At 73.2% G+C, this 23,940-nt stretch carries 20 protein-coding genes and 2 pseudogenes; 15 read left to right on the top strand and 7 right to left on the bottom strand.

Annotated elements, in window-relative coordinates; all coding sequences use genetic code 11:
- Window positions 1-220 precede the first annotated feature (220 nt).
- A complete protein-coding gene (locus ACFYNS_RS27445; RefSeq protein WP_388605537.1) occupies window positions 221-1,648 on the bottom strand; it encodes an ANTAR domain-containing protein in 1,428 nt (475 codons plus the stop codon).
- 148 nt (window positions 1,649-1,796) lie between these two features.
- Here ACFYNS_RS27445 and ACFYNS_RS27450 point away from each other — a divergent pair, with 148 nt between their 5' ends.
- The 3 genes from ACFYNS_RS27450 (at window position 1,797) to ACFYNS_RS27460 (ending at window position 5,397) form a co-directional block, all read left to right on the top strand.
- Complete coding sequence (locus tag ACFYNS_RS27450) at window positions 1,797-2,768, top strand: LysR family transcriptional regulator (RefSeq protein ID WP_360303651.1); 972 nt, start codon at window positions 1,797-1,799, stop codon at window positions 2,766-2,768.
- Window positions 2,769-3,020: 252 nt separating this feature from the next.
- Window positions 3,021-4,418 (top strand): carbohydrate-binding protein, encoded by a 1,398-nt coding sequence (locus tag ACFYNS_RS27455; RefSeq protein WP_388605538.1) that lies wholly within the window; start codon window positions 3,021-3,023, stop codon window positions 4,416-4,418.
- A gap of 400 nt (window positions 4,419-4,818) precedes the next feature.
- The gene (locus ACFYNS_RS27460; protein WP_388605539.1) at window positions 4,819-5,397 is read left to right on the top strand and encodes a MarR family winged helix-turn-helix transcriptional regulator; all 579 of its coding nucleotides are present in this window, start codon (window positions 4,819-4,821) and stop codon (window positions 5,395-5,397) included.
- A 103-nt stretch (window positions 5,398-5,500) separates the two neighbouring features.
- Here the strand turns inward: ACFYNS_RS27460 and ACFYNS_RS27465 are convergent, their stop codons facing one another.
- Window positions 5,501-5,713, bottom strand: coding sequence for a DUF2277 domain-containing protein (locus ACFYNS_RS27465; RefSeq protein ID WP_019355620.1), 213 nt, complete (start codon window positions 5,711-5,713; stop codon window positions 5,501-5,503).
- Between the two features lie 115 nt (window positions 5,714-5,828).
- On the opposite strand from ACFYNS_RS27465, the gene ACFYNS_RS27470 reads away from it, so the two are divergent.
- Window positions 5,829-6,299, top strand: a complete 471-nt coding sequence (locus ACFYNS_RS27470) for a cyclic nucleotide-binding domain-containing protein (RefSeq protein ID WP_360296068.1) — start codon at window positions 5,829-5,831, stop codon at window positions 6,297-6,299.
- 139 nt (window positions 6,300-6,438) lie between these two features.
- Here the strand turns inward: ACFYNS_RS27470 and ACFYNS_RS27475 are convergent, their stop codons facing one another.
- Window positions 6,439-7,572 (bottom strand): rod shape-determining protein, encoded by a 1,134-nt coding sequence (locus tag ACFYNS_RS27475; RefSeq protein ID WP_360296071.1) that lies wholly within the window; start codon window positions 7,570-7,572, stop codon window positions 6,439-6,441.
- Between the two features lie 215 nt (window positions 7,573-7,787).
- Window positions 7,788-9,713, bottom strand: a complete 1,926-nt coding sequence (locus tag ACFYNS_RS27480) for an ABC transporter ATP-binding protein (RefSeq protein ID WP_360296074.1) — start codon at window positions 9,711-9,713, stop codon at window positions 7,788-7,790.
- A gap of 190 nt (window positions 9,714-9,903) precedes the next feature.
- Between ACFYNS_RS27480 and ACFYNS_RS27485 the strand changes: the two genes are divergently transcribed.
- Window positions 9,904-10,143 carry a DUF397 domain-containing protein gene (locus ACFYNS_RS27485; protein ID WP_019355625.1) on the top strand — a complete coding sequence of 80 codons (240 nt, stop codon included), beginning with the start codon at window positions 9,904-9,906 and terminating at the stop codon, window positions 10,141-10,143.
- Here the strand turns inward: ACFYNS_RS27485 and ACFYNS_RS27490 are convergent.
- Both ACFYNS_RS27490 and ACFYNS_RS27495 read right to left on the bottom strand, forming a co-directional pair.
- Window positions 10,106-10,363, bottom strand: a pseudogene (locus ACFYNS_RS27490) (ATP-binding protein); the annotation flags it as partial. The gene ACFYNS_RS27485 and the pseudogene ACFYNS_RS27490 sit on opposite strands and share 38 nt — an antisense overlap.
- Before the next feature lie 180 nt (window positions 10,364-10,543).
- A pseudogene (locus ACFYNS_RS27495) lies at window positions 10,544-11,014 on the bottom strand (ATP-binding protein); the annotation flags it as partial.
- 278 nt (window positions 11,015-11,292) lie between these two features.
- Between ACFYNS_RS27495 and ACFYNS_RS27500 the strand changes: the two are divergent.
- The 6 genes from ACFYNS_RS27500 (at window position 11,293) to ACFYNS_RS27525 (ending at window position 18,081) form a co-directional block, all read left to right on the top strand.
- Window positions 11,293-12,198 carry a helix-turn-helix transcriptional regulator gene (locus ACFYNS_RS27500; RefSeq protein WP_360296077.1) on the top strand — a complete coding sequence of 302 codons (906 nt, stop codon included), beginning with the start codon at window positions 11,293-11,295 and terminating at the stop codon, window positions 12,196-12,198.
- Window positions 12,199-12,254: 56 nt separating this feature from the next.
- Window positions 12,255-13,712, top strand: a complete 1,458-nt coding sequence (locus ACFYNS_RS27505; protein ID WP_360296080.1) for an aldehyde dehydrogenase family protein — start codon at window positions 12,255-12,257, stop codon at window positions 13,710-13,712.
- A 227-nt stretch (window positions 13,713-13,939) separates the two neighbouring features.
- Window positions 13,940-14,536 carry a DinB family protein gene (locus tag ACFYNS_RS27510; RefSeq protein ID WP_360296083.1) on the top strand — a complete coding sequence of 199 codons (597 nt, stop codon included), beginning with the start codon at window positions 13,940-13,942 and terminating at the stop codon, window positions 14,534-14,536.
- A 79-nt stretch (window positions 14,537-14,615) separates the two neighbouring features.
- Window positions 14,616-15,221, top strand: coding sequence for a PadR family transcriptional regulator (locus tag ACFYNS_RS27515; RefSeq protein ID WP_360296086.1), 606 nt, complete (start codon window positions 14,616-14,618; stop codon window positions 15,219-15,221).
- 161 nt (window positions 15,222-15,382) lie between these two features.
- Entirely contained in the window at window positions 15,383-16,210 is an 828-nt protein-coding gene (locus ACFYNS_RS27520) for a MerR family transcriptional regulator (RefSeq protein ID WP_388605540.1), read from the top strand.
- Window positions 16,211-16,428: 218 nt separating this feature from the next.
- Window positions 16,429-18,081 carry a threonine/serine exporter family protein gene (locus ACFYNS_RS27525; RefSeq protein WP_360296092.1) on the top strand — a complete coding sequence of 551 codons (1,653 nt, stop codon included), beginning with the start codon at window positions 16,429-16,431 and terminating at the stop codon, window positions 18,079-18,081.
- A gap of 84 nt (window positions 18,082-18,165) precedes the next feature.
- Here the strand turns inward: ACFYNS_RS27525 and ACFYNS_RS27530 are convergent, their stop codons facing one another.
- Complete coding sequence (locus ACFYNS_RS27530; RefSeq protein ID WP_019355633.1) at window positions 18,166-18,657, bottom strand: inorganic diphosphatase; 492 nt, start codon at window positions 18,655-18,657, stop codon at window positions 18,166-18,168.
- Window positions 18,658-18,789: 132 nt separating this feature from the next.
- Here ACFYNS_RS27530 and dacB point away from each other — a divergent pair, with 132 nt between their 5' ends.
- From dacB to hpt, 4 genes are all read left to right on the top strand, one after another.
- On the top strand, window positions 18,790-20,493 hold the full coding sequence (dacB, locus tag ACFYNS_RS27535) for a D-alanyl-D-alanine carboxypeptidase/D-alanyl-D-alanine-endopeptidase (RefSeq protein ID WP_388605541.1): 1,704 nt from the start codon (window positions 18,790-18,792) through the stop codon (window positions 20,491-20,493).
- Between the two features lie 67 nt (window positions 20,494-20,560).
- Window positions 20,561-21,700, top strand: a complete 1,140-nt coding sequence (locus tag ACFYNS_RS27540) for a zinc-dependent metalloprotease (protein ID WP_360296098.1) — start codon at window positions 20,561-20,563, stop codon at window positions 21,698-21,700.
- Window positions 21,701-21,902: 202 nt separating this feature from the next.
- The gene (tilS, locus tag ACFYNS_RS27545) at window positions 21,903-23,138 is read left to right on the top strand and encodes a tRNA lysidine(34) synthetase TilS (protein ID WP_360296101.1); all 1,236 of its coding nucleotides are present in this window, start codon (window positions 21,903-21,905) and stop codon (window positions 23,136-23,138) included.
- A gap of 97 nt (window positions 23,139-23,235) precedes the next feature.
- The gene (hpt, locus tag ACFYNS_RS27550; RefSeq protein WP_019355637.1) at window positions 23,236-23,775 is read left to right on the top strand and encodes a hypoxanthine phosphoribosyltransferase; all 540 of its coding nucleotides are present in this window, start codon (window positions 23,236-23,238) and stop codon (window positions 23,773-23,775) included.
- Window positions 23,776-23,940 lie beyond the last annotated feature (165 nt).

Raw genomic sequence — 23,940 nt, forward strand, 5'->3', positions numbered from 1 at the left:
CCCCCCCCCCCCCCCCCCCCCCCCCCCCCCCCCCCCCCCCCCCCCCCCCCCCCCCCCCCCCCCCCCCCCCGACACGACCTCTCGGCGGCAGCCGAAAAACCACGGGGGCGTGCCCCCACCAGGCGCGAACCCACCCGCGGCAGCCGAAGACGCGTGCCCTCACCAAGGCCGCGGGGCCGCCACCAGGGGGTGCCCCGCGAGGGGGCGGGGCCCGGAGGGGTCAGCGCCAGGTGCTTCCTGCGAAGTGGAGGTCCTCCAGGGCGTCGAGGACGACGGTGTGCCGGTACCACTCCAGCCACGCCGCGGACTGTGCCCCCACCTCGTCCAGGGCCCGGGCCTCCGCGGCGGAGAGCGCCCGCACCGGGCGTTCGTGGTGGGTGGAGACCACTCCCTCGGGCAGGTCCGAGGGGTGCTTCACCAGGGGTGTGCTGTGGCAGCCGCGGCTGCCCGCGGCCAGGATCGCCTCCCGGGCGGGTTCCTCGAACACGGGGTCGGTGGCCACGTCGGTGACGGTGACGCGGGCGACGTGCTGCGAGGCCTGCGCGCAGGCGGTGCCGTCCTTGCCGACGCGGTCGAAGAACTCCACGAAGTCCTCGTCCAGGCCGCGGTGCTTCTCGATCCGCAGGTCGCCGGTGACCGGGTCGACGAGCTGGACGTTGCCCATGTCCGTGCCGACGATCTCCATGCTGCGGCGCAGTACCGCGGAGAGTACCTCCGCGGTGTTCGCGGAGGCCGTCCGCAGCCCCGGCGCGAAGGCCAGCCGTGGCGGGGTGCGCCGCTCCCGGGCCGGGAACCACACGCTGTCGTAGGAGCGGGGGCCCGGTGTGGTGACGAGCGCGGTCGCGAGGGTGCGGAGCCGTACGTTGAACCGTTGCGAGCTGGCTTCCAGCAGGGAGAACGCCGCCCGGTCGTCCGGTAGTCGGTAGCGTTCCTCCAGGATGCCCTGGGCGCGGGAGATCAGCGGGTGGGTGCGGGCTTTGGCCCGCAGGTGACGTATCTCCTTGCGCAGCAGGAGGAGTTCGCCCGGCGAAGGCGCATGCTCCGCCGGGTGGGTGGTGGGCGCGGCGGACGCGGGTGGTCCGGGTGGCGCGGCGCCCGACTGCGCGGCGGGCCTGTCGCATCCCGCGGCGGCGTCGGTCGCCTCCGCGACGGAGCCGGCCGCCCTCGCCACGCGGCCCGCGGCCGCCTCCGCGACGGAGCGGACCACGACCGGACGGCCTTCCGCGAAGGAGCTGCCCTCCGCGGAGTGCCCATTCTCCGCGGAGTGCCCATTCTCCGCGGAGTGCCCATTCTCCGCGGAGTGCCCACTCCCCGCGGAGGGTCCATCCTCCGCGGTGAGAATCCCCTCCGCGGAGAGTGCGCGGCGGAGCCGCTCGTTCGGGGCGGCCAGCAGGAGTGCGCGGCGGTCGGCGGCGAGCGTCCGCGCGCAGGCGGCCAGCGCGCGGACGCCCGCCGGGGACACGTGCGGGACGAGGGCGAGGTCGATCACCACGGCGGTGCAGCCGGCCGCGGGGCGCACGGCTGCGCGGAGCGCCGGGTGGTCGGCGTCCGTCACGCTGCCTTCCGCGCGCACCGCCCACAGGCCGTCTCCGTGCGGCAGCCGCACGACTTCTGCCCGTGCGGTGCCGGGGCCGCCCGTCGCGCCCATAGGGTGCCCTTCTTTCTCCCCCGGAACATTTGCAGTGTGACAACGGTACTCACCTCTCGGAGAGCGCGGGAGCGCGGTCCCCCGTCGGGTCGGAAAGGCCGGGTGCCGCCCTCTTGTCGGCGGTCGGCGGGCGCCGCACCGTATGGGAATGGACCTGGAACTCCGACACCTCAAGGTCGTCTCGGCCATCGCCGAGGCGGGGAGCCTGACGCGGGCCGCGACCGGGTTGGGGCTGGCGCAGCCGGCGCTGAGCGCGCAGCTCAAGCGGATGGAGCGGGCTCTGGGCGGTGAGCTGTTCGTCCGGGGTCCGCATGGGGTGCGGCCCACCGAGCTGGGGGAGTTGGTGCTGGAGCGGGCCCGGGTGCTGGTGCCCGCGGTCGCGGAGCTCCAGGAGGAGGCGCGCAGCTTCAGCCGGAAGCGGGCGGCCGGTCGGGACCGGCGGATGCGCTTCCGGCTGGGCGGGACGCACGGGCCGCTGCTGGGCGGCCTGGTGGACCGGCTGGCCTCGGCCTGCCCTGCGGCGTCGGTGACGACGTGCACCTCGTGGTCGACCCGCGAGCTGGCGGGGCTGCTGGCCGAGGGGCGGATCGACTACGCGCTGACGGGGGTGTGCGGGCTGAGCCGTCCGCCGACCGACGGGAGCGGTGCGGCGGTGGTGTGGCGGGAGGTCGCGGTGGATCCGGTGTTCGTGATGCTGGCCGAGGGGCATCCGCTCGCGGCCTGCGAGGAGGTGCCGTTGGGGGAGTTGGCGGACGCGTGCTGGACCAACGTTCCGGGGGACGGGTGTTTCGCCGAGTGCTTCGCGGCGGCCTGCGCGCGGGTGGGGTTCACCCCGGAGGCGGTGTACGAGACGGACACCGCCTCCTGTGTGCACCTGGTGCAGGTGGGGCGGGCGGTGGGCCTGTGCCGGGCGACGTTTCCGCCGACTCCCGGGCTGGTGACGCGCCCCCTGCTCGGCTCGCCGCTGATGTGGCGGCACGTCCTGGGCTGGTATCCGGACACACCGGCTGCCGAAACCGCGGAGAGCGTCCTGGCGCACGCCCGCGCCGTGCACGCCGGCGCCGCCGCGCTCAGCCCCAGCTACGTCCACTGGCGCCGGCTGCGGCAGGCGCCGACGTGACACGGAGAGCCCGGGAGGCAGCCGTGCGGTCTCGGTGCGGAGGGCAGCTCCGCGAGGAGGGGCACCGCCATGACGCGGCGGCCCGCACCACGACGCGGCGCCCCCGCACCGCGGAGGCCCGCACCATGGCATCGGCGCCATAACACCGTGGCAGGGGGACAGATGAGAGGTCCGGACCAATGGTGGTCCGGTCTACGGTTTCGCCAACCCGCTCCCCGTCCCCGCCGGGAGCGCCCCACAGAGGAGAACTCCATGGCGAGACCCACGAGTTCCGGAAACCTCCCACCCGGATCCCGTTCCGTGCGTCGGCAGGGTGCCGCCGCTGCCGCCGCCGTACTGGCCGTCGCGGGCCTGGTGCTGGCCGGGCTGAGCGAGCCGTCCCCCGCCGCTGCCGCCGAGGGGCCCCGCGCCTCCGGCGGCAGCGGCGAGGGTGCGACCCCCGACCCCGACCTGGTGCGGGCGATGAGCCGTGATCTCGGGCTCACCGCGTCCGAGGCCGAGACCCGGCTCGGCAACGAGGCAGCGGCCGCTGCCACGTCCCGGGCGCTGCGCACCGCCCTCGGCGACAGTTTCGCCGGGGCCCACGTCAGCGGCCGGACAGCCGGGCGGTTGACGGTCGCGACCACGGACGCGGCCGAGCTGTCGCGCATCCGCGAGGCGGGCGCCACCGCGCGGGTCGTCGCACGGGACCTCGGCGCGCTCGACCGGGTCCAGAAGGCCCTCGACCGCGCGGCGGCCCGCTCCGCGCCGAAGGGCGTCCCCGTCTGGTACATCGACACCGTCCGCAACGACGTCGTCGTGGAGGCCCGCAGCACCTCGGCGGCGCGTGCGCTGCTGAAGCGGGCCGGTGTGGACCGGGAAGCGGTGACGGTGCGCCGCACTACCGCCGAGCCCCGCCCGCTGGCCGACCTGCGCGGTGGCGACGCCTACTACATGAATGGCAGCGGCCGGTGCTCCATCGGCTTCTCCGTCACCCGCGGCGGCCAGGGCGGATTCGTGACGGCGGGCCACTGCGGCACCCCTGGCACCTCCACCTCCGGCTACAACCAGCAGGCGCAGGGCAGCTTCCAGGGCTCGACGTTCCCCGGCCGCGACTACGCCTGGGTCGCGGCGAACTCTTCCTGGACGCCGCGTCCGCTGGTCAACGGCTACGGCGGCGGTGATGTGACGGTGGCCGGCTCCACCGAGGCACCCGTGGGCTCGTCGGTGTGCCGCTCCGGTTCGACCACCGGCTGGCACTGCGGCACGATCCAGCAGCGCAACACCAGCGTCACGTACCCGCAGGGCACCGTCTCCGGGGTGACGCGGACCTCGGTGTGCGCGGAACCGGGCGACTCGGGTGGCTCGTTCATCTCCGGCAGCCAGGCTCAGGGCATGACCTCGGGTGGCTCCGGCGACTGCACCTCGGGCGGCACCACGTTCTTCTACCCGGTCAACCCGGCGCTCCAGGCGTACGGCCTCACTCTCGTCACCAACGGCGGCGGTGGCCCGACGGACCCGCCCGACCAGGGCACCTGGGCCGCGGGCACCGCGTACCGGGTGGGCGACCAGGTCACCTACAACGGAGTGACCTACCGCTGCGTCCAGGCCCACACCGCGCAGCCGGGCTGGAACCCGCAGGACGCGCCGTCCTTGTGGAGCCGAGCCTGACGGCGCCTCCCTGCGGAGGCGGGTCCGGACCGACCCGGAGTGGTGCCTGAACCCGACCGCGAGTCCGTCCGGCTCCTGCTCGCGGTGGCCGGCCGGCGGCCCCGCCACCGGCGGGATCCGCAGGGCCGTCGGCCACCCCCCGGGGGGGGGGGGGGGGGGGGGGGGGGGGGGGGGCCCGGGGCGGGGCCCGGGGCCGCGCCGGCCACCCCCCCCCCCCCGCCCCCCCCCCCCCCCCCCCCCCCCCCGCCCCCCCGCCCCCCCCCCCCCCCCCCCCCCCCCCCCCCCCCCCCCCCCCCCCCCCCCCCCCCCCCCCCCCCCCCCGCTCCCGTACTGCTCCCACCCCCGGCGGCAGAATTGGGCGGTGTACGGGAGAGACGAGTTCGGGTGAGAGGGGCAGCGCGTGCCGGCGGAAGGCGCACCCGGCGAAAGAGCCGACGGAGCGGGAGCGGCGGGAGAGAACGGCTGGACGGCCGAGGGGGACGTCGTCGCGCGGGTCCTGGGACAGTGGCGGCAGGTGCTGCCCGACCTGGACACCGAGCCGATCGGGGTGATCGGCCGCCTCACCCGGTGCGCGGCGCTGCTGCGGCAGTCGTCCGATGCGCCGCTGGCCCGGGAGGGCTTCTCGCGCCCCGAGTTCGACATCCTCAGCGCCCTGCGCCGCGAGGACCGGGATCTGACTCCGGGGCGGCTGGCGCGGGAGACCTACGCTTCGGGGACGGCGGTCACCAAGCGGGTCCGCACGCTGGAGGAGCGGGGGCTGGTCGCGCGGCGGGCGGATGCGCGGGACCGCCGCGTCGCGCATCTCTCCCTGACCGCGCAGGGGCGCGAGCTGGTGGACCGGATCCTGCCGGAGCAGGTGGCGTTCGAGCGGTCGCTGCTGGCGGGCCTCGGCGAGGAGGAGCGCGACGGGCTCGCCCGGACGCTGGGCGAGCTGCTGCGGCTGCTGGAGAGCCGCGAGGAGGCGGGCACCCGGCGCTGAGCGGCGCCCGGGCGGACGCCCGGCGCTCCCGTGCGTCGGCCTTTCCGCGCTCACGCGCGCCCGGCCGCGTCGGCCTTTCCGCGCTCACACGCGCGCCCGGCGCTCACCGGGAGCCCTTGACCACCAGGCTCTCCAGGAGGTCCTCGGTCGCCGCGGTGATCCGCTCGACGGCCTGGTCGAATGCGGCCTGGTTGTGTGCTGCCGGGGCACGGAATCCGGACACCTTGCGGACGTACTGGAGTGCGGCCGCGCGCACGTCCTGCTCGGTGACGGCCTCGGCGTAGGGCGGACGGAGGGTCCGGATGCTTCTGCACATACTGCCGACGGTACGTCGCGTCTCTCCCGGCTCGCCTGTTCGAGTGAGGAGAGGTACGGTGAAAAGGCCGTGACGTGGGAATACGTCGCTCCGTTCCCGGAAGGGAGGGTGGGCCATGCAGACCACGACGGGACTGCTCGGCGAGCTGACACCCGAGCAGCGAGAGCGGGTGCGCTCCTTGGGGTCCGAAGTGCACTTCGACGCCGGGGAACGGATCTTCGAGGAGGGTTCGAGAGCCGACCGGTTCTGGATACTGCACACCGGCTCGGCGACCCTGGCCATGCACATCCCGGGACACCGGGACGTGGCCATCGACCACGTCCGGCACGGGGAGCTGCTCGGCTGGTCCTGGATGTTCCAGCCGTATGTGTGGTCGCTCGCGGCCCAGGCGGACAGTCCCGTCCGCGCCCTGGAGTTCGACGCCCTCACGGTCCGGGTGCTGTGCGACGAGGACAAAGCGCTGGGCTTGGCGATGACCAGGTCGGTGGCTGCGGTGATGGCGGACAGGCTGCAGCGTTGCCGCGCCCGGCTGGTGGATCTGTTCGGGCCCTATGCGCCGCACGACGCCGCCACGGACCCGATCTGAACCCCTGAGCCGTACCGCAGCTGACCTGTCGGCCGCTCGCCGTACCGGCGGTGCCGGCTGCTCGCCGTACCGGTGGACGGACGGGTTCGGCTGCTGCTGTGCGCTGCCCGGCCGGGCAGCGGCGGCGCCCGGTCGGCGGCTAGCCGACGTCCTGCCCCGGCACCGGCACCGCGTCCGCGCCCCCGGCGAGCGCACCGGCGCCTGCGGGGACGGACGCGTCCTCGGCCGCCGAGGAGTCCCAGCCGGTCGGGTGCGGGGCGATACGGCCGGACATCATCGCGGCGAGCCCGTTGACCGCGCACAGCTCCGGTTCCTCCGCCACCTGGACGGCCATCCCGGTGTGCTCCCGCAGCTGGTCGGCGAGGCCCGGCAGCAGCGCGGTGCCGCCCGCCAGCACCATGCCGTGCTCGGCGAGGTCGGCCACCAGGTCGGGCGGGCAGCGGTGCAGCACGATCCGGATCGTGTCCAGGAGACCGGTGAGCGGGGTCTGGATGGCGCCGCGCACCTCCTCCGGGTCGATGGTGACGGTGCGGGCCAGGCCCGAGACCACGTCCCGGCCCTGTACCTCGATGGTCCCGGTGTAGACGCCGGTGCCGACGCCGCCGCTGCCGAGCAGGGCCAGGTGGAGCGGGCGGACGTCCTGGCTGGGCAGCAGCAGCTCGTGCCGGTTGCGCAGGTACTGCACCACGGAGTGGTGGATGGTGTCTCCGCCCAGGCCGACCGTGCCCGCCGCCACGATGGCGCCCAGTGAGACCACCGCGATCTGGGTGCTGGTCGTCCCGCACAGCAACACCATCGCCCCTTCGGGGTGGACGACCGGGAGTCCGGAGCCGATCGCCGCGGCGATCGGGGCCTCCACCAGTTCGACGTGGCGCGCCCCCACCCCGGAGAGGGTCTCGACGGCTGCGCGGCGCGTCAGGGGGTCGGCGTCGTGCGGGACGGTGACCACGGCCCGCTGCATCGTCCGGCGCCGTTTGAGGCGGGGCAGCTGCTCGCCGATGAGGGTCCGCACCATCCGCCGGGCCATCTCGATGTCCACCACGTGGCCGTTGGCGATCGGCCGGATGACCTCGATGTGCTGCGGTGTGCGCCCCGCCATCCGCTCCGCGGCCTGGCCGACCGCGATCAGGCTGCCGGAGTAGGTGTTCACCGCGACGGCCGACGGCTGGTCGACGATGAGCCCCGCACCCTTCGCGTACACACGGGTCCTGGCCGCCCCCAGGTCGACGGCGACGGAGCAGCGGGTCAGAGACTCAAGGCTGGAGCAGCTCATGGCGCTCGTGTCCTTCCGGCAGGCTGGCGTGTACCAGTGGACCGCCGCGTGACGGAGCCGAGGGACGGTCCACGGCTCAGCCTGTGCCTCTGCGAGGGGGCGCGCCCGCCGAGCGCGTCCGCGGGGGTGACGCGGGCGGGCCGCGGCCCGTGTCCGGGTGCGCTGCGGTGCTTCCGGGGCGGGCGGTGTCCGCGGTGCGCGCCTCCGCGGTGCGCTCACCCGCGGGGAACCGCTTTTGGCCTGCCGGGTGCGTCCGCGGTCGGCGCCTCCGGGGTGTGCTCGCCCGCGAGGAACTGCGTGCGGTGGAGTTCCTCGTAGCGGCCGCCCGCGGCCAGCAGCTCCTCGTGGGTGCCCTGCTCGACGATGCGGCCCTCTTCCAGGACGAGGATCCGGTCGGCGGCCCGCACGGTGGACAGCCGGTGGGCGATCACGAGGGAGGTGCGGCCCTGCAGTGCCTCGGCGAGCGCTTCCTGTACGGCGGCCTCGGAGGTGGAGTCCAGGTGGGCCGTCGCCTCGTCCAGCAGGACGAGGCGGGGCCGGGCGAGCAGCAGCCGGGCGATGGTCAGCCGCTGCCGCTCACCGCCGGAGAGCCGGTAGCCGCGTTCCCCGACGAGGGTGTCCAGCCCGTCGGGCAGGGAGGCGACCAGCCCGTCCAGGCGGGCCCGGCGCAGCGCGGACCACAGCTCTTCGTCGGTGGCTCCGGGCCGGGGAAGCAGCAGGTTGGCGCGGATGGTGTCGTGGAAGAGGTGCCCGTCCTGGGTGACCATGCCGAGGGTCTGCCGGATCGTGGCGGCGCTCAGGTCGCGCACGTCCGTCCCGCCGAGCCGGACGGCGCCGCTGTCCACGTCGTAGAGGCGGGGGAGCAGCGAGGCGAGGGTGGATTTGCCCGCGCCCGAGGAGCCCACGAGGGCGACCATCTGTCCTGGTTCGGCGCGGAAGGAGATGCCGTGCAGCACCTCCTCGCCGCCCCGGGTGTCGAGCGTGGCGACCTCCTCCAGGGACGCGAGGGAGACCTTGTCGGGGGAGGGGTAGCTGAAGTGGACGTCGTCGAACTCGACGGAGACGGGACCGGCGGGCACGTCTTCCGCGTCCGGCTTCTCCTCGATCAGCGGTTCGAGATCGAGGACTTCGAAGACCCGCTGGAAGCTGACGAGGGCGCTCATGACCGCGACCCGGGCGCTGGCCAGCGCGGTCAGCGGGGCGTACAGGCGGGTGAGCAGGAGCGCGAGGGAGACCACGGCGCCCGGCTCCAGGCTGCCGCGCAGTGCGTAGTAGCCGCCGAGTCCGTAGACGAGGGCGAGTGCGAGGGCCGCCACCAGGGTGAGCGCGGTGAAGAAGATCTCCTGCACCATGGCGGTGCGCACTCCGATGGCGCGTACCCGGTCGGCGCGGGCGGCGAACTCCTCGGACTCCTCGCGCGGCCGTCCGAACAGCTTGACCAGGGTGGCGCCGGGTGCGGAGAAGCGCTCGGTCATCTGGGTGCTCATCCGCGCGTTGTGGTCGGCCCGCTCCCGCTCCAGCCGGGCGAGCCGGGTCCCCATCCGCCGGGCCGGGAGGACGAACAGCGGCAGCAGCACCAGCGCGAGCAGGGTGATCCGCCAGGACAGGTTGAACATCACCACCAGGGTCAGCAGCAGGGTGACGACGTTGCTGAAGACCTGCGAGAGGGTGGAGGAGAAGGCGCGCTGGGCGCCGATGACGTCGTTGTTGAGGCGGCTCACCAGGGCGCCGGTGCGGGTGCGGGTGAAGAAGGCCACCGGCATCCGCTGCACATGGTCGTAGACGGCGGTACGCAGATCGAGGATGAGTCCCTCCCCGACACGCGCGGACAGCCAGCGGGTCAGAAGGCCGACGCCTGCCTCCGCCAGGGCGATGGCCGCGATCAGAGCGGCCAGTCCCAGCACGGTGCCTGCGGCGGCCTGTTGGTCGATCGCGGTCACCACCCGGCCCGCGAGCAGCGGGGTGGCCACCGTGAGGACTGCGAGCACGCTGCTGAGCAGCATGAACGCGAGCATTCTGCGGTGGTGGCGGTGTGCGAAGCGGACGATGCGGCCGATCGCGGCTGCGGAGAAGGGGTGCTGGTCCTGGTGGGCCTGGCGTGCGTTGTAGAGCGCCTGCCATGCCGTCATCTCCATGCTCATGGCGTGACGCTAGAACTTGAAGCTAAGTTTAAGTCAAGGGTCTGACCAGCTGTGACGGCCCTGCGACCCGCGGTCGTGCACGTGCATCGGCACATGCATCTGTACATGAACGAAGTTATGATCCCGGGAAGTTGGCAGTTCACGGCTGCGCGACCCGGTCCTGCACATTCGACCACCTCAGGAGTTCCAAGTGCCCGACGCGTTCAACGGCATGGCAGCCAGGGACCTCCAGGGGGTCGTGTGGAGAAAGAGCCGCTTCAGCAACTCGCAGGGAGCCTGCGTGGAGTTCGCCAAGCTGCCCAACGGGGAGATCGCCATGCGCAACTCGCGCTTCCCCGACGGGCCCGCGCTCGTCTACACGTCCGCCGAACTGGAGGCGATGATCCTCGGCGTCAAGGACGGTGAGTTCGACGACCTGACAGCCCGCTGACGACCGGCATTCCGCCGAAGGCCGGCGCTTCGCCGAAGGCCGGCGCTTCGCCGAAGGCCGGCGCTTCGCCGAGGACCGGTGCCTCGCGCCCGGTCCGGAAGAGCGCCCAGACGATCTTCCCGGCGAGCGGGCCCGAGAGCGGGTGCCAGCCCCAGGCGTCGCTGAAGGAGTCGACCAGGCGCAGGCCGCGGCCCGACTCCGCCGTGAAGCCGGGCGTCTCGAACTCCGCGTCCTCGGAGTACGAGACGCCCGACGCGTCGCACGCGGCGAACGCGTCAGCGGCTTCCACGGCGCCCCCGTGTCCCCCGTGTCCGGGAGGCCCCTCGGATCCGAGGGGCCTCCCGGGTTCAAGAGGGGCCCCGAGAGCCGAGGCACCCCCTCGATCCATGGAGCCCCCGTACTCCATGGAGTCCGCGAGCGCCGACCGGTCGTGAAGGCCGGCGGGTGTCCCGCGGTCGTCGCATCCCCCGTGCGCCCCCCGGTGTGCGGCGGCGTCCCGCACGGCCGTCACATCGGGGGGCTGGTCGCTGGGGTCCCGTACGGCACAGACCAGCCGGGCCGACCAGCGCATCAGATGCAGCCGGACCGGCGGGTCGCCCTCGTCCCCCGACGCCGCCCCGTGATCGGCGCCGGGGGTGAGGCCGTGCCGCATGGCGTTGGTCACCAGTTCGGAGACCACCAGCGCCACGTCGTCGAACTTCTCTGCGAGGTCCCAGTACCGGAGCGTGCTGCGGGTGAAGTTCCGGGCACTGGAGACCGCTTCGTAGCGCGGCGGGAGCGCGCAGGAAGCGGATCCGGAGACCGAGGCGGCATCCGGCGTACGGAGCCCCTCACTTAAGGGCTCCAGCACCGTCGATCCTTCGGTCCCCAACAAGGGCCACTCCTGGCGTCAGCGGCAGTGTCGATCCTGTGCGGATCCTGTCGGCCGTGCTACTCCGTCTGGTGCGGGCGCCACAGCGCAACCCACGCGGCCAACTTGCGTACCGGCGAGTCCACTTGTGCCCTCCCCATGGTTCCCAATGCTCACAGCAGATGCAAGGGCAGATGCACGTGCACGAGAGACTTTCGATCGTGTGTAATCGGCTGCGCACGCAACGGAGCGCGGGGATGGCACACTTCCCTTCAAGCAGGGGTGGAGGGCTGATCGGAATGGCAGCAGAATCGGCAGGGAGCGACATCGGAGCGGCGAAGGGAGTGAACAGCTCCAGCGGCTCGATGGTCCGGCGTATCCTGCTCGGATCGCAGCTCAGGAGATTGCGCGAAGCCCGGGGCGTCACCCGCGAGGCCGCCGGATACTCGATCCGGGCCTCCGAGTCCAAGATCAGCCGGATGGAGCTGGGCCGGGTCAGCTTCAAGGCCCGCGACGTGGAGGACCTCCTCACGCTCTACGGCGTCACCGACGACGCCGAGCGCGCACCCCTCCTGGGGCTGGCCAGGGACTCCAGTGTCGCCGGCTGGTGGCACAACTTCAGCGACGTGCTGCCCGGCTGGTTCCAGACCTACGTCGGGCTGGAGGGCGCCGCCTCGCACATCAGCACGTTCGAGGTCCAGTTCGTGCACGGCCTCCTGCAGACCGGCGAATACGCCCGGGCCGTGGTCGCCGCCGGTCACCGCACCCCGCTGGCCGAGGAGGATGCCGAGCGCCGCGTCGCGCTCCGGCTGGAACGGCAGAAGCTCCTCCTCGGCGAGAGCGCCCCGCAGCTGGTCTGCCTGCTGGACGAGGCCGCGCTGCACCGGCCGTTCGGCTCGACGGCCGTCATGGAGGCCCAGCTCGCCCACCTCGTGGAGGTCTCCCACCAGCCCAACGTTCACCTGCATGTGGTCCCGTTCGCCGTCGGTGGGCACGCCGCCGAGGCCGGCGCCTTCACCCTGCTGCGCTTCCCGGAGTCCGACCTCAACGACATCGTCTATCTCGAACAGCTCACCAGTGCCCTGTACCTGGACAAACGGGATGAGGTGGCACAGTACGACCAGGCACTGCGGCGACTGGTGGATATCAGCCTTTCTCCCGAAGACACCCGGGATCACCTGTGGCGAATCCGCCAACTCCTGTGACACGTCGGTACGATGACCAAGCAGCAGCATCTCCTTCAACCCCCCGAAGGAATGGCATGGCCTACTTCACGGACCTGGCACTCCAGTGCATAGACGGCGAGTGGCGTCCCGGCTCCGGCTCCTGGGACATCATCGACTTCAACCCGTACAACGGGGAGAAGCTCGCCTCCATCACCGTCGCCACGCGCGACGAGGTGGACGAGGCGTATCGCGCGGCCGAACGCGCGCAGCGCGACTGGGCTGCCACCAACCCGTACACCCGCAGACGGGTCTTCGAGCGGGCGATCCGGGTCATCGAGGAGAGCGAGCCGCAGATCACCGAGGCCATCATCGCCGAGCTGGGCGGCACCCGGCACAAGGCGGCCTTCGAGATCCACATGGTGAAGGAGTTCTTCCGGGAGGCGCTCCAGCTCTCGCTCAACCCGCTCGGGGAGATCCTGCCCTCCTCGGTGCCCGGCAAGGAGAACCGCGTCTACCGGGACCCGGTGGGGGTCGTGGGGGTCATCTCCCCCTTCAACTACCCGTTCCTGCTGGCGGTCAAGTCCGTGGCGCCCGCGCTGGCGCTGGGCAACGCGACGGTCCTCAAGCCGCACCAGTCGACCCCGGTGTGCGGGGGCACGCTGGTCGCCAAGGTGCTGGAGGACGCCGGGCTGCCGCCGGGGCTGGTGAACGTCGTGATCACCGACAGTGCGGAGATCGGCGACACGCTGATCGAGCACCCGGTGCCGAAGGTCATCTCCTTCACCGGCTCCGACCGCGTCGGCCGCCATGTGGCCACCGTCGCCGGCCGCAGCTTCAAGCGGGTGATACTGCAGCTCGGCTCCAACAGCGGCCTGGTGGTGCTGGACGACGCCGATGTGGACTACGCCGTGGACGCCGCCGTCTACAGCCGCTTCGTCAACCAGGGCCAACTGTGCATGGCGGCCAACCGGATCATCGTGGACCGCAGCCTGGAGCGGGAGTTCACCGAGAAGTTCGTGGACCGGGTCGGCAGGCTGGTGGTGGGGGACCCGGCGAAGCCGGAGACCCACATCGGTCCGCTGATCAACTCCCGTCAGGCGGAGCGGGTGACGGCCATCGTCGAGCAGGCCCTCTCCGAGGGCGCCACGGCGCTGCTGCACGGTTCGGCGGACGGCAACCTCGTCTCGCCCAGCGTGCTGGGGGACCTGCCGGCGGACTCCCCGCTGCGGCACGAGGAGATCTTCGGACCGGTCGCGCTGATCATCGGCGCGGACGGCGAGGAGGACGCGGTACGGGTCGCCAACGACACCCCCTACGGACTCGCCGGCGCGGTGCACACGGCGGACATCGAGCGCGGTGTCGCCGTCGCCCGCCGGATCGAGGCGGGCATGGTGCACGTGAACGACTCCACGGTCGCCGACGAGCCGATCGTGCCGTACGGCGGCGAGAAGCTCTCGGGCCTCGGCAGGCTGAACGGACCGCAGGTGGTGGAGGCGTTCACCACCACCCGCTGGGTCTCCATCCAGCGGGAGCGCAGCGAGTTCCCGTTCTGATCCGCTCGGCCCGGCCCCACGTGGGGCCGGGCCGAGCGGCGCCCTCGCCGAGCCGTGTGCCCCGCCGTGCCGCCGCGGCCCCCTCGCCCATGCCGGGGTCGGCGGCGACCGGAATTCCCACGCCCCTCGCGCGCGCGAACGAGGACAGAGCCTGTCCGCGAGGCCGCATAGCTTGTGTTCACCGGCCGGGGAGAGGCCCCGGACCGACCCGAGAGGTGGCGAGCAGCATGCCGGTAGTCGTCCAGGCAGAGACCCCCGGTGACGAGCGCGGAGCCCTGCTGGCGTTCCTGGAGGCGCAGCGCGGCGGCATCCGCCGGGCCCTGCACGGGCTGACCGAGGAGCAGGCCCGCAGCACCCCCGCGGCCAGCGAACTGTCGGTGGCCGGCGTCCTGAAGCATGTGACCGTGATGGAGACGAGCTGGCTGCGCACCTTCCGCGGGATCGAGGCCGGTGAGGAGGTCAAGCGCGCGGAGTGGGAGACCAGCTTCACCCCCGGCGAGGCGCAGACCGTCGAGGTGCTGCTCGCCGAGAGCGAGCGGGTCGGCGCCGAGACCGAGCGGGCCGTCGCCGGGCTCGGCTCGCTGGACGAGACCTTCGTCGTGCCGCCCGCGCCCTGGGACAAGGGCGGGGAGTTCTCCTGGCGCTGGGGCCTGCTGCACCTGATCGAGGAGTACGCGCGGCACGCGGGGCACGCCGACATCATCCGCGAGACCCTCGACGGCAAGGGTGCCTTCGACCTCGTGTTCGAGACGGGTGCGATGCCCGAGCCGGACTGGTCGGCCTTCGGCGGCGCACCCGGTGGGGGCGACACCGCGCAGGACTGATCCCGCCGCCCCCGCCCCGGCGAACCCGCATAGGGTGGTGCTTGACAGAACCACGGCGGTGTGACTGGGGCAGGGAGCGATGTCGGCGATCCGGCTGCTGGTGCTGGGGGACGTGCGCCTGCGGGGGCGGGCGCACGGCTACCAGGTCCGCAACGATCTGGAGTTCTGGGGCGCGCACGAGTGGTCGGCGGCCAAGCCCGGATCGATCTACCACGCGCTCAAGCAGCTCGCCAAGCAGGACCTGCTGCTCGCCCACGACATCGCCCCCAGCACCGCGGGCGGTCCGCCGCGCACCGAGTACGAGATCACCCCGGCGGGTGAGGCGGAGTTCTTCCGGCTGCTGCGGCACGCGCTGACCGCCACCCGGGAGAAGCAGGAGCTGCTCACCTCCGCCGTCGGGTTCCTCGTGGACCTGCCCCGTGCCGAGGCCGTCGCGCTGCTGGAGGAGCGGGTCGCCGCGCTGGAGTCCTGGCGCGACGAGGTCACCTCGAACTGGACCCCGGACGGCGGTGCTCCGCCGGAGTGGGGCCACATCGGGGAGATCATGAAGCTGTGGGTGCACACCGCCGAGAGCGACGCGGCGTGGGCCCGCGACCTGATCGCCCGGCTGGAGGGCGGCTCCTTCGTGATGGCGGGCGAGGGCGAGCGGGACCTCAGCGTCCTGACGGACCGGCGCCCGTTCTGAGCCGGTCGCCGCGACGGCGCCCCTTCCGAACCGGTCGCAGGCGCGGCGGCCGCTGCGAACCGGTCGCCGGAGCTCCGGGCAGCGGGGCCCGGAAGAACGGCTTGCACCTCACGTGACGTGAGGGAGCACCGTGGATGCCGCAAGCCAACGAGGAGGCGGATATGAGCCACTCCGTCGGGCAGGTCGCCGCTCTCGCGGGGATCACGGTGCGCACCCTGCACCACTACGACGAGATCGGACTGCTGGTCCCCGGGGAGCGCACGGCGGCCGGACACCGGCGCTACACCGATGCCGACCTGGACCGGCTGCAGCAGATCCTCTTCCACCGGGAACTGGGCTTCCCGCTGGAGGAGGTCGCCGTCCTGCTGGACGACCCCGCTGCGGACCCGATCGACCTGCTGCGCCGGCAGCACGCCGTGCTGACGGCGCGGATCGGTCGGCTCACGGAGATGGCCACCGCCGTGGAACGCGCCATGGAGGCACGGAGAATGGGCATCAGTCTCACCCCCGAGGAGCGGTTCGAGGTCTTCGGGGACTTCGATCCGGAGGCGCACGCCGAGGAGGCGGAGCACCGCTGGGGCAGTACCGAGGCGTACCGGGAGTCGCAGCGCCGCGCCGCCTCCCGCACCAAGGAGGACTGGAAGGCGCTCACGCGGGAGCTGGACGGGATCCACCGCGCGGTCGCCGACCGGATGGCGGCCGGGGACCCTCCGGACGCACCCGGAGTGACCGATCTGGCCGAGCGGCACCGGCTGTTCATCTCCCGGACCAGCTACCCGTGCGACCACGGGATGCACAGCAGGCTCGGCGAGATGTACGTCCAGGACGAGCGCTTCACCGCGACCTATGACGCGATCCGGCCGGGGCTGGCCCGGTACCTGCGGGACGCGATCGCGGCCAACGAAGCAGCCGAACGTGACCGCGCCCGCGCACGCGGGGCAAACGCAGTAGGCGCGGAGCGGGGCGAGGACGGTTCTTCCGCCTCCTGAGCCCCCTCCGCACCCCCTTCCCTCGTGTTCTCTCACTTTTAATTCCCCTGTACAGGGGGACCTTTGGGGAGAGGATCACTTCTCATGCTCCACTGTGAGGTAGCACGCTTCCGGTTCGTGGAACCATTTCCGTTGGACACCACGTCGGTCGTGTGGCACTGCTGGAAACTTGAGACGTAACGCGCATCAGGCGCGAGAGGGTAAGGAGCGCACAGAAAGTGGTGGGGCAGCCCCGGGGAAACGGCGACGCCGCGGAGCAGGGTGGTGAGCCGGACGACACCAAACCGGCGTCCGACGAATCACGCAGCGCCTTCACGGCGCCCTTGGGCGTGCCGCTTCCCCCCGTCCCGGAGGAGGAGCACCCGACCTCCGAGTTCACCATCCCGGAGGGGTTGGTCAGCCCGCTGTCCTACGATCCCGGCAGCGCCTTCACACCGCCCGACGGCATCCCCGTCGTCGGGCCGCTGGCCAAGCCGGGCTCGCCCTGGCAGGACCGGATGCGCTCCATGGTCCGGATGCCGCTCGCCGAGCGTCCGGTGCCCGAGCGCTCCCCGCGCGGCGACGAGGGCACGGAGAGCGGACCCCCCGTTCCCCGTGTCCTCGACCTGACGCTCCGGATCGGCGAGCTGCTGCTCGCGGGCGGGGAGGGCGCCGAGGACGTGGAGGCGGCCATGTTCGGCGTCGCGCACGCCTACGGACTCGACCGCACCGAACCCGAGGTCACCTTCACCCTGCTGTCCATCACCCACCAGCCCTCGCTGGTGGACGACCCGGTCACGCTCAGCAGGACCGTCCGCAGACGCGGCACCGACTACACCCGGCTGTCGGCCGTCTTCGCGCTCGTCGCCGACATCACCCAGGGCGAGGTGTCGCTGGAGGAGGCCTACCGGCGGCTTGCGGAGATGCGCCGCAACCGGCACCCCTACACCAAGTGGGCGCTGACCGTGGCCAGCGGCTCCCTGTCCGGCGCGGCCTCGCTGCTGGTGGGCGGCGACGGGCTGGTCTTCGTGCTGGCCGCGTTCGGCGCCATGCTCGGCGACCGGCTGGCCTGGCTGTGCGCCGGGCGCGGACTGCCGGAGTTCTACCAGTTCGCGGCCGCCGCCATGCCCCCGGCCGGGATGGGCGTGGGCGTCGCGCTGCTCGCCCAGCACACCGACACCCGCATCCAGGCGTCCGCGGTGATCACCGGTGGCCTCTTCGCGCTGATCCCGGGGCGGGCGCTGGTCGCGGCCGTGCACGACGGACTCACCGGCTTCTACATCACCGCCGCCGCCCGGCTGCTGGAGGTCATCTACCTCATCGTCGGCATCGTCTGCGGGGTGCTGATGGTGCTGTACGTGGGCGCCCGGCTGAACGCTCGGCTGACGCCCGACATCGTGCACCACAGCGACCGGCCGCTCACCCAGCTGCTGGCCGCCATGCTGCTGGCGCTGGCGTTCTGCGTGCTGCTCCAGCAGGAGCGCCACACCGTGGTGCTGGCCACCATGAACGGGGGCGTCGCCTGGCTGATCTTCGGTGTGCTGACCAAGGCCGACGTCACACCGGTCCCGGCCACCGTGGTGGCCGCCGGGCTCGTCGGCCTGTTCGGCCAACTGCTCTCCCGGTACCAGTTCGCCTCGTCGCTGCCGTACATCACGGCGGCGATCGGGCCGCTGCTGCCGGGTAGCAACACCTACTTCGGGCTGCTGAACATCGCCCAGGGCGACGTCAACAAGGGGTTCGAGCACCTGGCCACGGCCGGCGCGCTGGCCCTGGCCATCGCCATCGGGGTCAACCTGGGCGGCGAGCTGGCCCGCCTCTTCATCAAGACCCCGGGCCAGGAGACGCCGCTGCCCGGCCGCCGCGCCGCCAAGCGCACCCGGGGCTTCTGAGCAGCGGAGGGGCCGCTCGGCGGCCGGGCAGCCCCTCCGTCACCCGAACGGGGGCAGCGGCGCAGCCCCGTGCAGAAACGGTTCTCAGTGCCCGCCCTCGGCGGCCAGCCGCTTGATGGACGCCTCGACCTCGGCCTCGGCCTCGGCGCGGCCCACCCAGTCGGCGCCCTCGACCGACTTGCCGGGCTCCAGGTCCTTGTAGACCTCGAAGAAGTGCTGGATCTCCAGCCGGTCGAACTCGCTCACGTGGTGGATGTCGCGCAGGTGCTCCATCCGCGGGTCCGAGGAGGGGACGCACAGCAGCTTGTCGTCGCCGCCCGCCTCGTCGGTCATCCGGAACATCCCGATGGCGCGGCACTTGATGATGCACCCGGGGAAGGTGGGCTCCTCCAGCAGCACGAGCGCGTCGAGCGGGTCACCGTCCTCGCCCAGGGTGCCGTCGACGAAGCCGTAGTCCGCCGGGTACACGGTCGAGGTGAACAGGTGCCGGTCGAGGCGGATGCGGCCCGTCTCGTGGTCCACCTCGTACTTGTTCCGCGAGCCCTTCGGGATCTCGATGGTGACGTCGAACTCCAAGGGAGGCTCCTCCGTATAGATCATGATGAGATCAGCACTCGTGTGCCCTGGGGGCCGTCCCCCAGAAGAACTCCAGTCTGGTGATTAAGTGTCCCCCACGCACATGTGTGCTCGCGAAAGGGGCTGGTCGAGGTGCATGACACCGGATCGAAGGTGCGTGGCACCGCGAACCGGGCATACCGCTCCGGCCTCCGCGCGGCCCGTTCGGTGGCGGCGCACACCCGGACCGTCGCGCCCCGTGTGCGCGCCCTCGCGGCACACGCTCGTACGACCGCCCTACGCGCGAACGCGCGCGGGCGCGCCGCGGTGGACGCCGCAGTCGACGGGGCCCGGCGTCGTTGGCGGGCGGCCTCTCCGCAGCAGCGGCTGACGGTCCGGTTCACCGCCGCCTCCACCGCGCTGGGGCTCGTGGCCGCGCTGCTGGCGGTGGCCGCGGCGGGGCCGTGGGACTCGGGTCAGCGTACGGCCGAGCGGGTCCGGGCGGCCCGCCAGGAACGCGGAAGTGGCGCGGACCACACCCCCGGCACCCCCGGTCGCCCCTCCGGACCCCCCGCCGCCCCCCAGGTGCTCGCCGCGGCCGGCCCCGTCCCGGAACAGGGCGCGGGCGAGGGCGGCCCGCAGGGCTCCGGCCGCGGCGACAACCGGCCGGAGCAGATGCCGCCGCCCACCGCCTCGGCCCTCGCCGACACGCTGGAGCCGCTGATCGAGGACGGCTCGCTCGGCGCCGTCCGGCACGCCTCCGTCGTGGACGCCGTCACCGGACGGCAGCTGTTCTCCCGGGACGCCCGGGCGGTCTCGGCCCCCGCCTCCACGATCAAGCTGGCCACCGCCGTCGCGGCGCTGACCGCGCGCGGCGAGACGTACCGCATCGCCACCCGCGCGGTCCGCGAGGACGACCGGGTCACCCTCGTCGGCGGCGGCGACCCCACGCTCACCGGGAAGGACCTGACGGCGCTGGCCGCGCGGACCGCCCGGGCCCTGGACGGGAGCGACACGCACACGGTCCGGCTCCGGTACGACACCTCCCGCTACACCGGCACCGAGCGGCACGTCATCGGGCCCAACGAGAACCTGGCCCGGGTCACCCCGCTGATGGTCGAGGAAGGCCGCACGGACGGCAGCGACCACGGCCCGGCCCCGCGCGCCGCCGACCCCGCCCGGGAGGCGGCCGACGCGTTCGCCGACGCGCTCGAGGACAAGGGCGTCACCGTCGAGGGCGCACCCCGGGAGCGCACCGCGGGGAAGCAGGCCACCGAGCTGGCCGTGCACCGCTCGGCGCCGCTCGGCGCGCTGGTCGAGCGGATGCTCACCCACAGCGACAACGACCTCGCCGAGGCCCTCGCGCGCCAGACGGCGCTCGCCGCGGGCGAGCCCGCCGACTTCCGCGGCGCGGGCCGCGCCGTACGGCACACCCTCGACCGGCTCGGGCTGCCCCTGAAGGGCGCCCGCTTCGCGGACGGCAGCGGCCTCGACCGCGCGGACCGGGTCTCCCCGGCACTGCTCACCCGGCTGCTCACCCTCGCGGCCGATCCGGACCGGCCCGCGCTGCGCACCGTCCTCACCGGGCTGCCCGTCGCCCGGTTCACCGGCACCCTCGGCAGCCGGTACGGCGGCGAGCGCGGCGAGCCCGGCGCGGGGCTGGTGCGGGCCAAGACCGGCACCCTGACCGGAGTGAACACACTGGCCGGCACCGTCGTCGACGCGGACGGCCGGATGCTGGCCTTCGCGTTCATGACGACGGGAGCCGCCGCGCGGGACGCGGCCCAGCAGTCCCTGGACCGGCTCGCCTCGGCCCTGGCCAACTGCGGCTGCCGGGATTCGCCCTCGGCGGGCTGATCCCCGGGCGGCGCGTGCTCCTCGCGCTCTCCTCCCGCCCCGCGCGCGCTGCACGTACGGTGAAAGAATGACGAGCCTCGGTGGTGTGCAGATGGTCGACTGGAATCTCGCGGTCACGACCGCGACCCGGCTCGGACGGCCGGGGCCGGAAGTCAGCAGGGAGGAGGCCCGCGGCATCGTCGCCGAGCTGCGGCGGCACGCGAAGGTCTCCGAGGAACATGTACGCGCCTTCACCCGGCTGGCCCCCGCCGACGCCGAGGCGGGGGACACGCCCGTCCTGGTGGTGGACCGGCCCGGCTGGGTGCGGGCCAACGTCGCCGGATTCCGGGAGCTGCTCTCCCCGCTGCTGGCCAAGGTGGCCGAGCGCCGCGCCGGCGTCCCCGGCGGGGCCGTCCTCGGCGCGGTCGGCGGCAAGGTCACCGGGGTGGAGGTCGGCATGCTGCTGTCCTTCCTCTCCTCGCGGGTGCTGGGCCAGTACGAGACGTTCGCGCCCGCCGGCCGCGACCTGCCGGGGGGCGCCGACGGCGGCGGCCGGCTGCTGCTGGTGGCGCCGAACATCGTGCACGTGGAGCGCGAGCTGGAGGTCGATCCGCACGACTTCCGGCTGTGGGTGTGCCTGCACGAGGAGACGCACCGCACCCAGTTCACGGCGGTGCCCTGGCTGCGTGACCACCTGCGGATGGAGATCCAGTCCTTCCTGGAGCAGACCGACATCGACCCCTCGACGCTGGTGGAGCGGCTCCGGGAGGCCGTCCAGTCGCTGGCCGGCGGCAGGTCGGGCGAGAGCGGCGCGGAGGACGCCGCGGAGGAGCGGCCCGGTCTGGTGGAACTGGTGCAGACCCCGGCGCAGCGCGAGGTGCTGGGCCGGCTGACCGCCGTCATGTCGCTGCTGGAGGGGCACGCCGACTACGTGATGGACGGTGTGGGCCCGCAGGTCGTCCCGACCGTCACCGAGATCCGGGAGAAGTTCCAGAAGCGCCGGGCCGCCGGTGCCGGACGGCTCGACCTTGCGCTGCGCAAGCTGCTGGGCCTGGACGCGAAGCTGCGGCAGTACCGGGACGGGGAGCGGTTCGTGCGCACTGTGGTGGATGAGGTGGGCATGGAGGGTTTCAACCGTGTGTGGACGTCACCGAACACCCTTCCGACGAAGGCGGAGATCGCCGAACCCGCCGAGTGGATCGCGAGGGTGCACCGCAAGGCCGATTGAGGCGGGTGGCAGCCTCGCCAATCACCCTTCCGAGGGACCGTGCGGGCGGGGTACGCGTGCGATGCTCGGGGAACACAGTCCGTCTCTGTCACCATCGACACACACAGCGTGACAGTAGTTGCCGACTTCAACACCCCCACCCGGATCCGCGGAAGCCTCCTTCCGCGATCTGCGCAGCTCCTGACGAGGAAGTGAATCGGACATGGGTCCCCACCCCGCGGTCGCCGCAATACGCCTGGCGGTCCGCCGCACACTCCACGACGTGCTCAGCGCGCACGACCTCAGCGCCCACGACGCGAGCACGCGCGGCGCGCGCGGCGCACAGCTCGCGGCGACCCCCCAGCCGGCCGGCTCCCTCCCCGCCGACCTCCCCGCCGATCTCCCCGCCGACCTCCCCACCGAAGCGCCGCCACCGCTCGTCCTCGTCGCCTGCTCCGGCGGCGCCGATTCGATGGCCCTCGCCTCCGCGCTCGCCTTCGAAGCCCCCCGCCTCGGCCTGCGGGCCGGCGGCGTCACGGTCGACCACGGTCTGCAGCCCGGCTCCGCCGAGCGCGCCCAGGAGGTGGCCGACCGGCTCGCCGGACTCGGCCTGACGCCCGTCGAGTCGGTCGCCATCCAGGTGGGGCGGACCAACACCGGCCCCGAAGCCGCCGCGCGCGAGGGCCGGTACGCCGCGCTGGACGCGATCGCGGAGCGGTACGGTGCGGCCGCCGTGCTGCTCGGCCACACCCGCGACGACCAGGCGGAGACGGTGCTGCTCGGGCTGGCCCGCGGCTCCGGCACCCGCTCGCTGTCCGGCATGGCGGCGGTCTCCGGCCCCGGTGGCCGCTACCGCCGCCCGTTCCTGGCCGTCGACCGGCAGACCACCCGCAAGGCGTGCATGGTCCAGTCGCTCCCCGTCTGGGACGACCCGCACAACGCCGACCCCGCCTACACCCGCTCCCGTGTCCGCCACGAGGCGCTGCCCGCGCTGGAGAAGGCGCTCGGCAAGGGCGTCATCGAGGCACTCGCCCGTACGGCGCAGCTCTCCCGGGACGACGCGGACGCGCTCGACGCGTGGACCGACGACGCCGAGCGCGCCGTCGTGCGCACCCCCGGCAGCGGCCCGGAGGACGCCGGGGTGCCGGATCAGGCGGACGGTTCGGCGCCCTCCGGCCGGGCCGTCGCCAGGACGGAGGGCGCGCCCGGCGCCGACGGAGCGGTGGAGCTGGACGTGGTCCGGCTGTACGCGCTGCCGCCCGCGGTGCGGCGGCGGGTGCTGCGCCGGGCGGCGATCGAGGCCGGCTCCCCGGCCGGGTCGCTGTTCGCCCGGCACGTCGAGGAGATGGACCGCCTCATCACCGCGTGGCGCGGCCAGCGGGCCCTCAACCTGCCCGGGCGTGTGGAGGTCGCGCGCCAGGGTGGCAGACTGGTCATCCGGCACGGCTCACCGAGCTGACCGGCGTCCCGGCACGCACCGGGCCGTCCGGAGGCTGCGGCGGGCCGGGGCGACCGGACCGCGACGAGCGAGAGCAGCACGGGTGGACGAGAAAGACATGGGCACCGACCTGCAGTCGGTGCTGGTCGGCAAGGAAGAGATCGACGCGAAGCTGGCCGAGCTGGCGGAGCGGATCGACGCGGAGTACGCGGGCGAGGAGCTGCTGCTGGTCGGGGTGCTCAAGGGAGCCGTCATGGTGATGGCGGACCTGGCGCGCGCCCTGTCCACCCCGGCGACGATGGACTGGATGGCGGTGTCCTCCTACGGCGCCGGGACCCAGTCCTCGGGTGTGGTCCGGATCCTCAAGGACCTGGACACCGACATCAAGGGGAAGCACGTCCTGATCGTCGAGGACATCATCGACTCGGGGCTGACGCTCTCCTGGCTGCTGTCCAACCTGGGATCCCGCGAGCCCGCCTCCCTCAACGTGTGCACCCTGCTGCGCAAGCCGGACGCCGCCAAGGTGGCGATCGACGTGAAGTGGGTGGGCTTCGACATCCCGAACGAGTTCGTCGTCGGCTACGGGCTCGACTACGCCGAGCGGTACCGCAATCTGCCGTTCGTCGGCACGCTTGCCCCGCACGTGTACGGCGGCTGACATCCGTCGCGCACGCGCGTGCGGGCCGGGAACACAGGACCGGTGTCCCTCGTTGCAGGGTCGGAGGGCGGTGCGGTTGACCGTCCTCGGCGGCGCCGGGTGACAATGCTGGGGTACCGTCCGAAGGTCAGGCTTTTCAACTCACTGTGGCAGGAGGGACGGGGC

This window comes from Streptomyces sp. NPDC006925 (assembly GCF_042869575.1).
GTDB lineage: Bacteria > Actinomycetota > Actinomycetes > Streptomycetales > Streptomycetaceae > Streptomyces.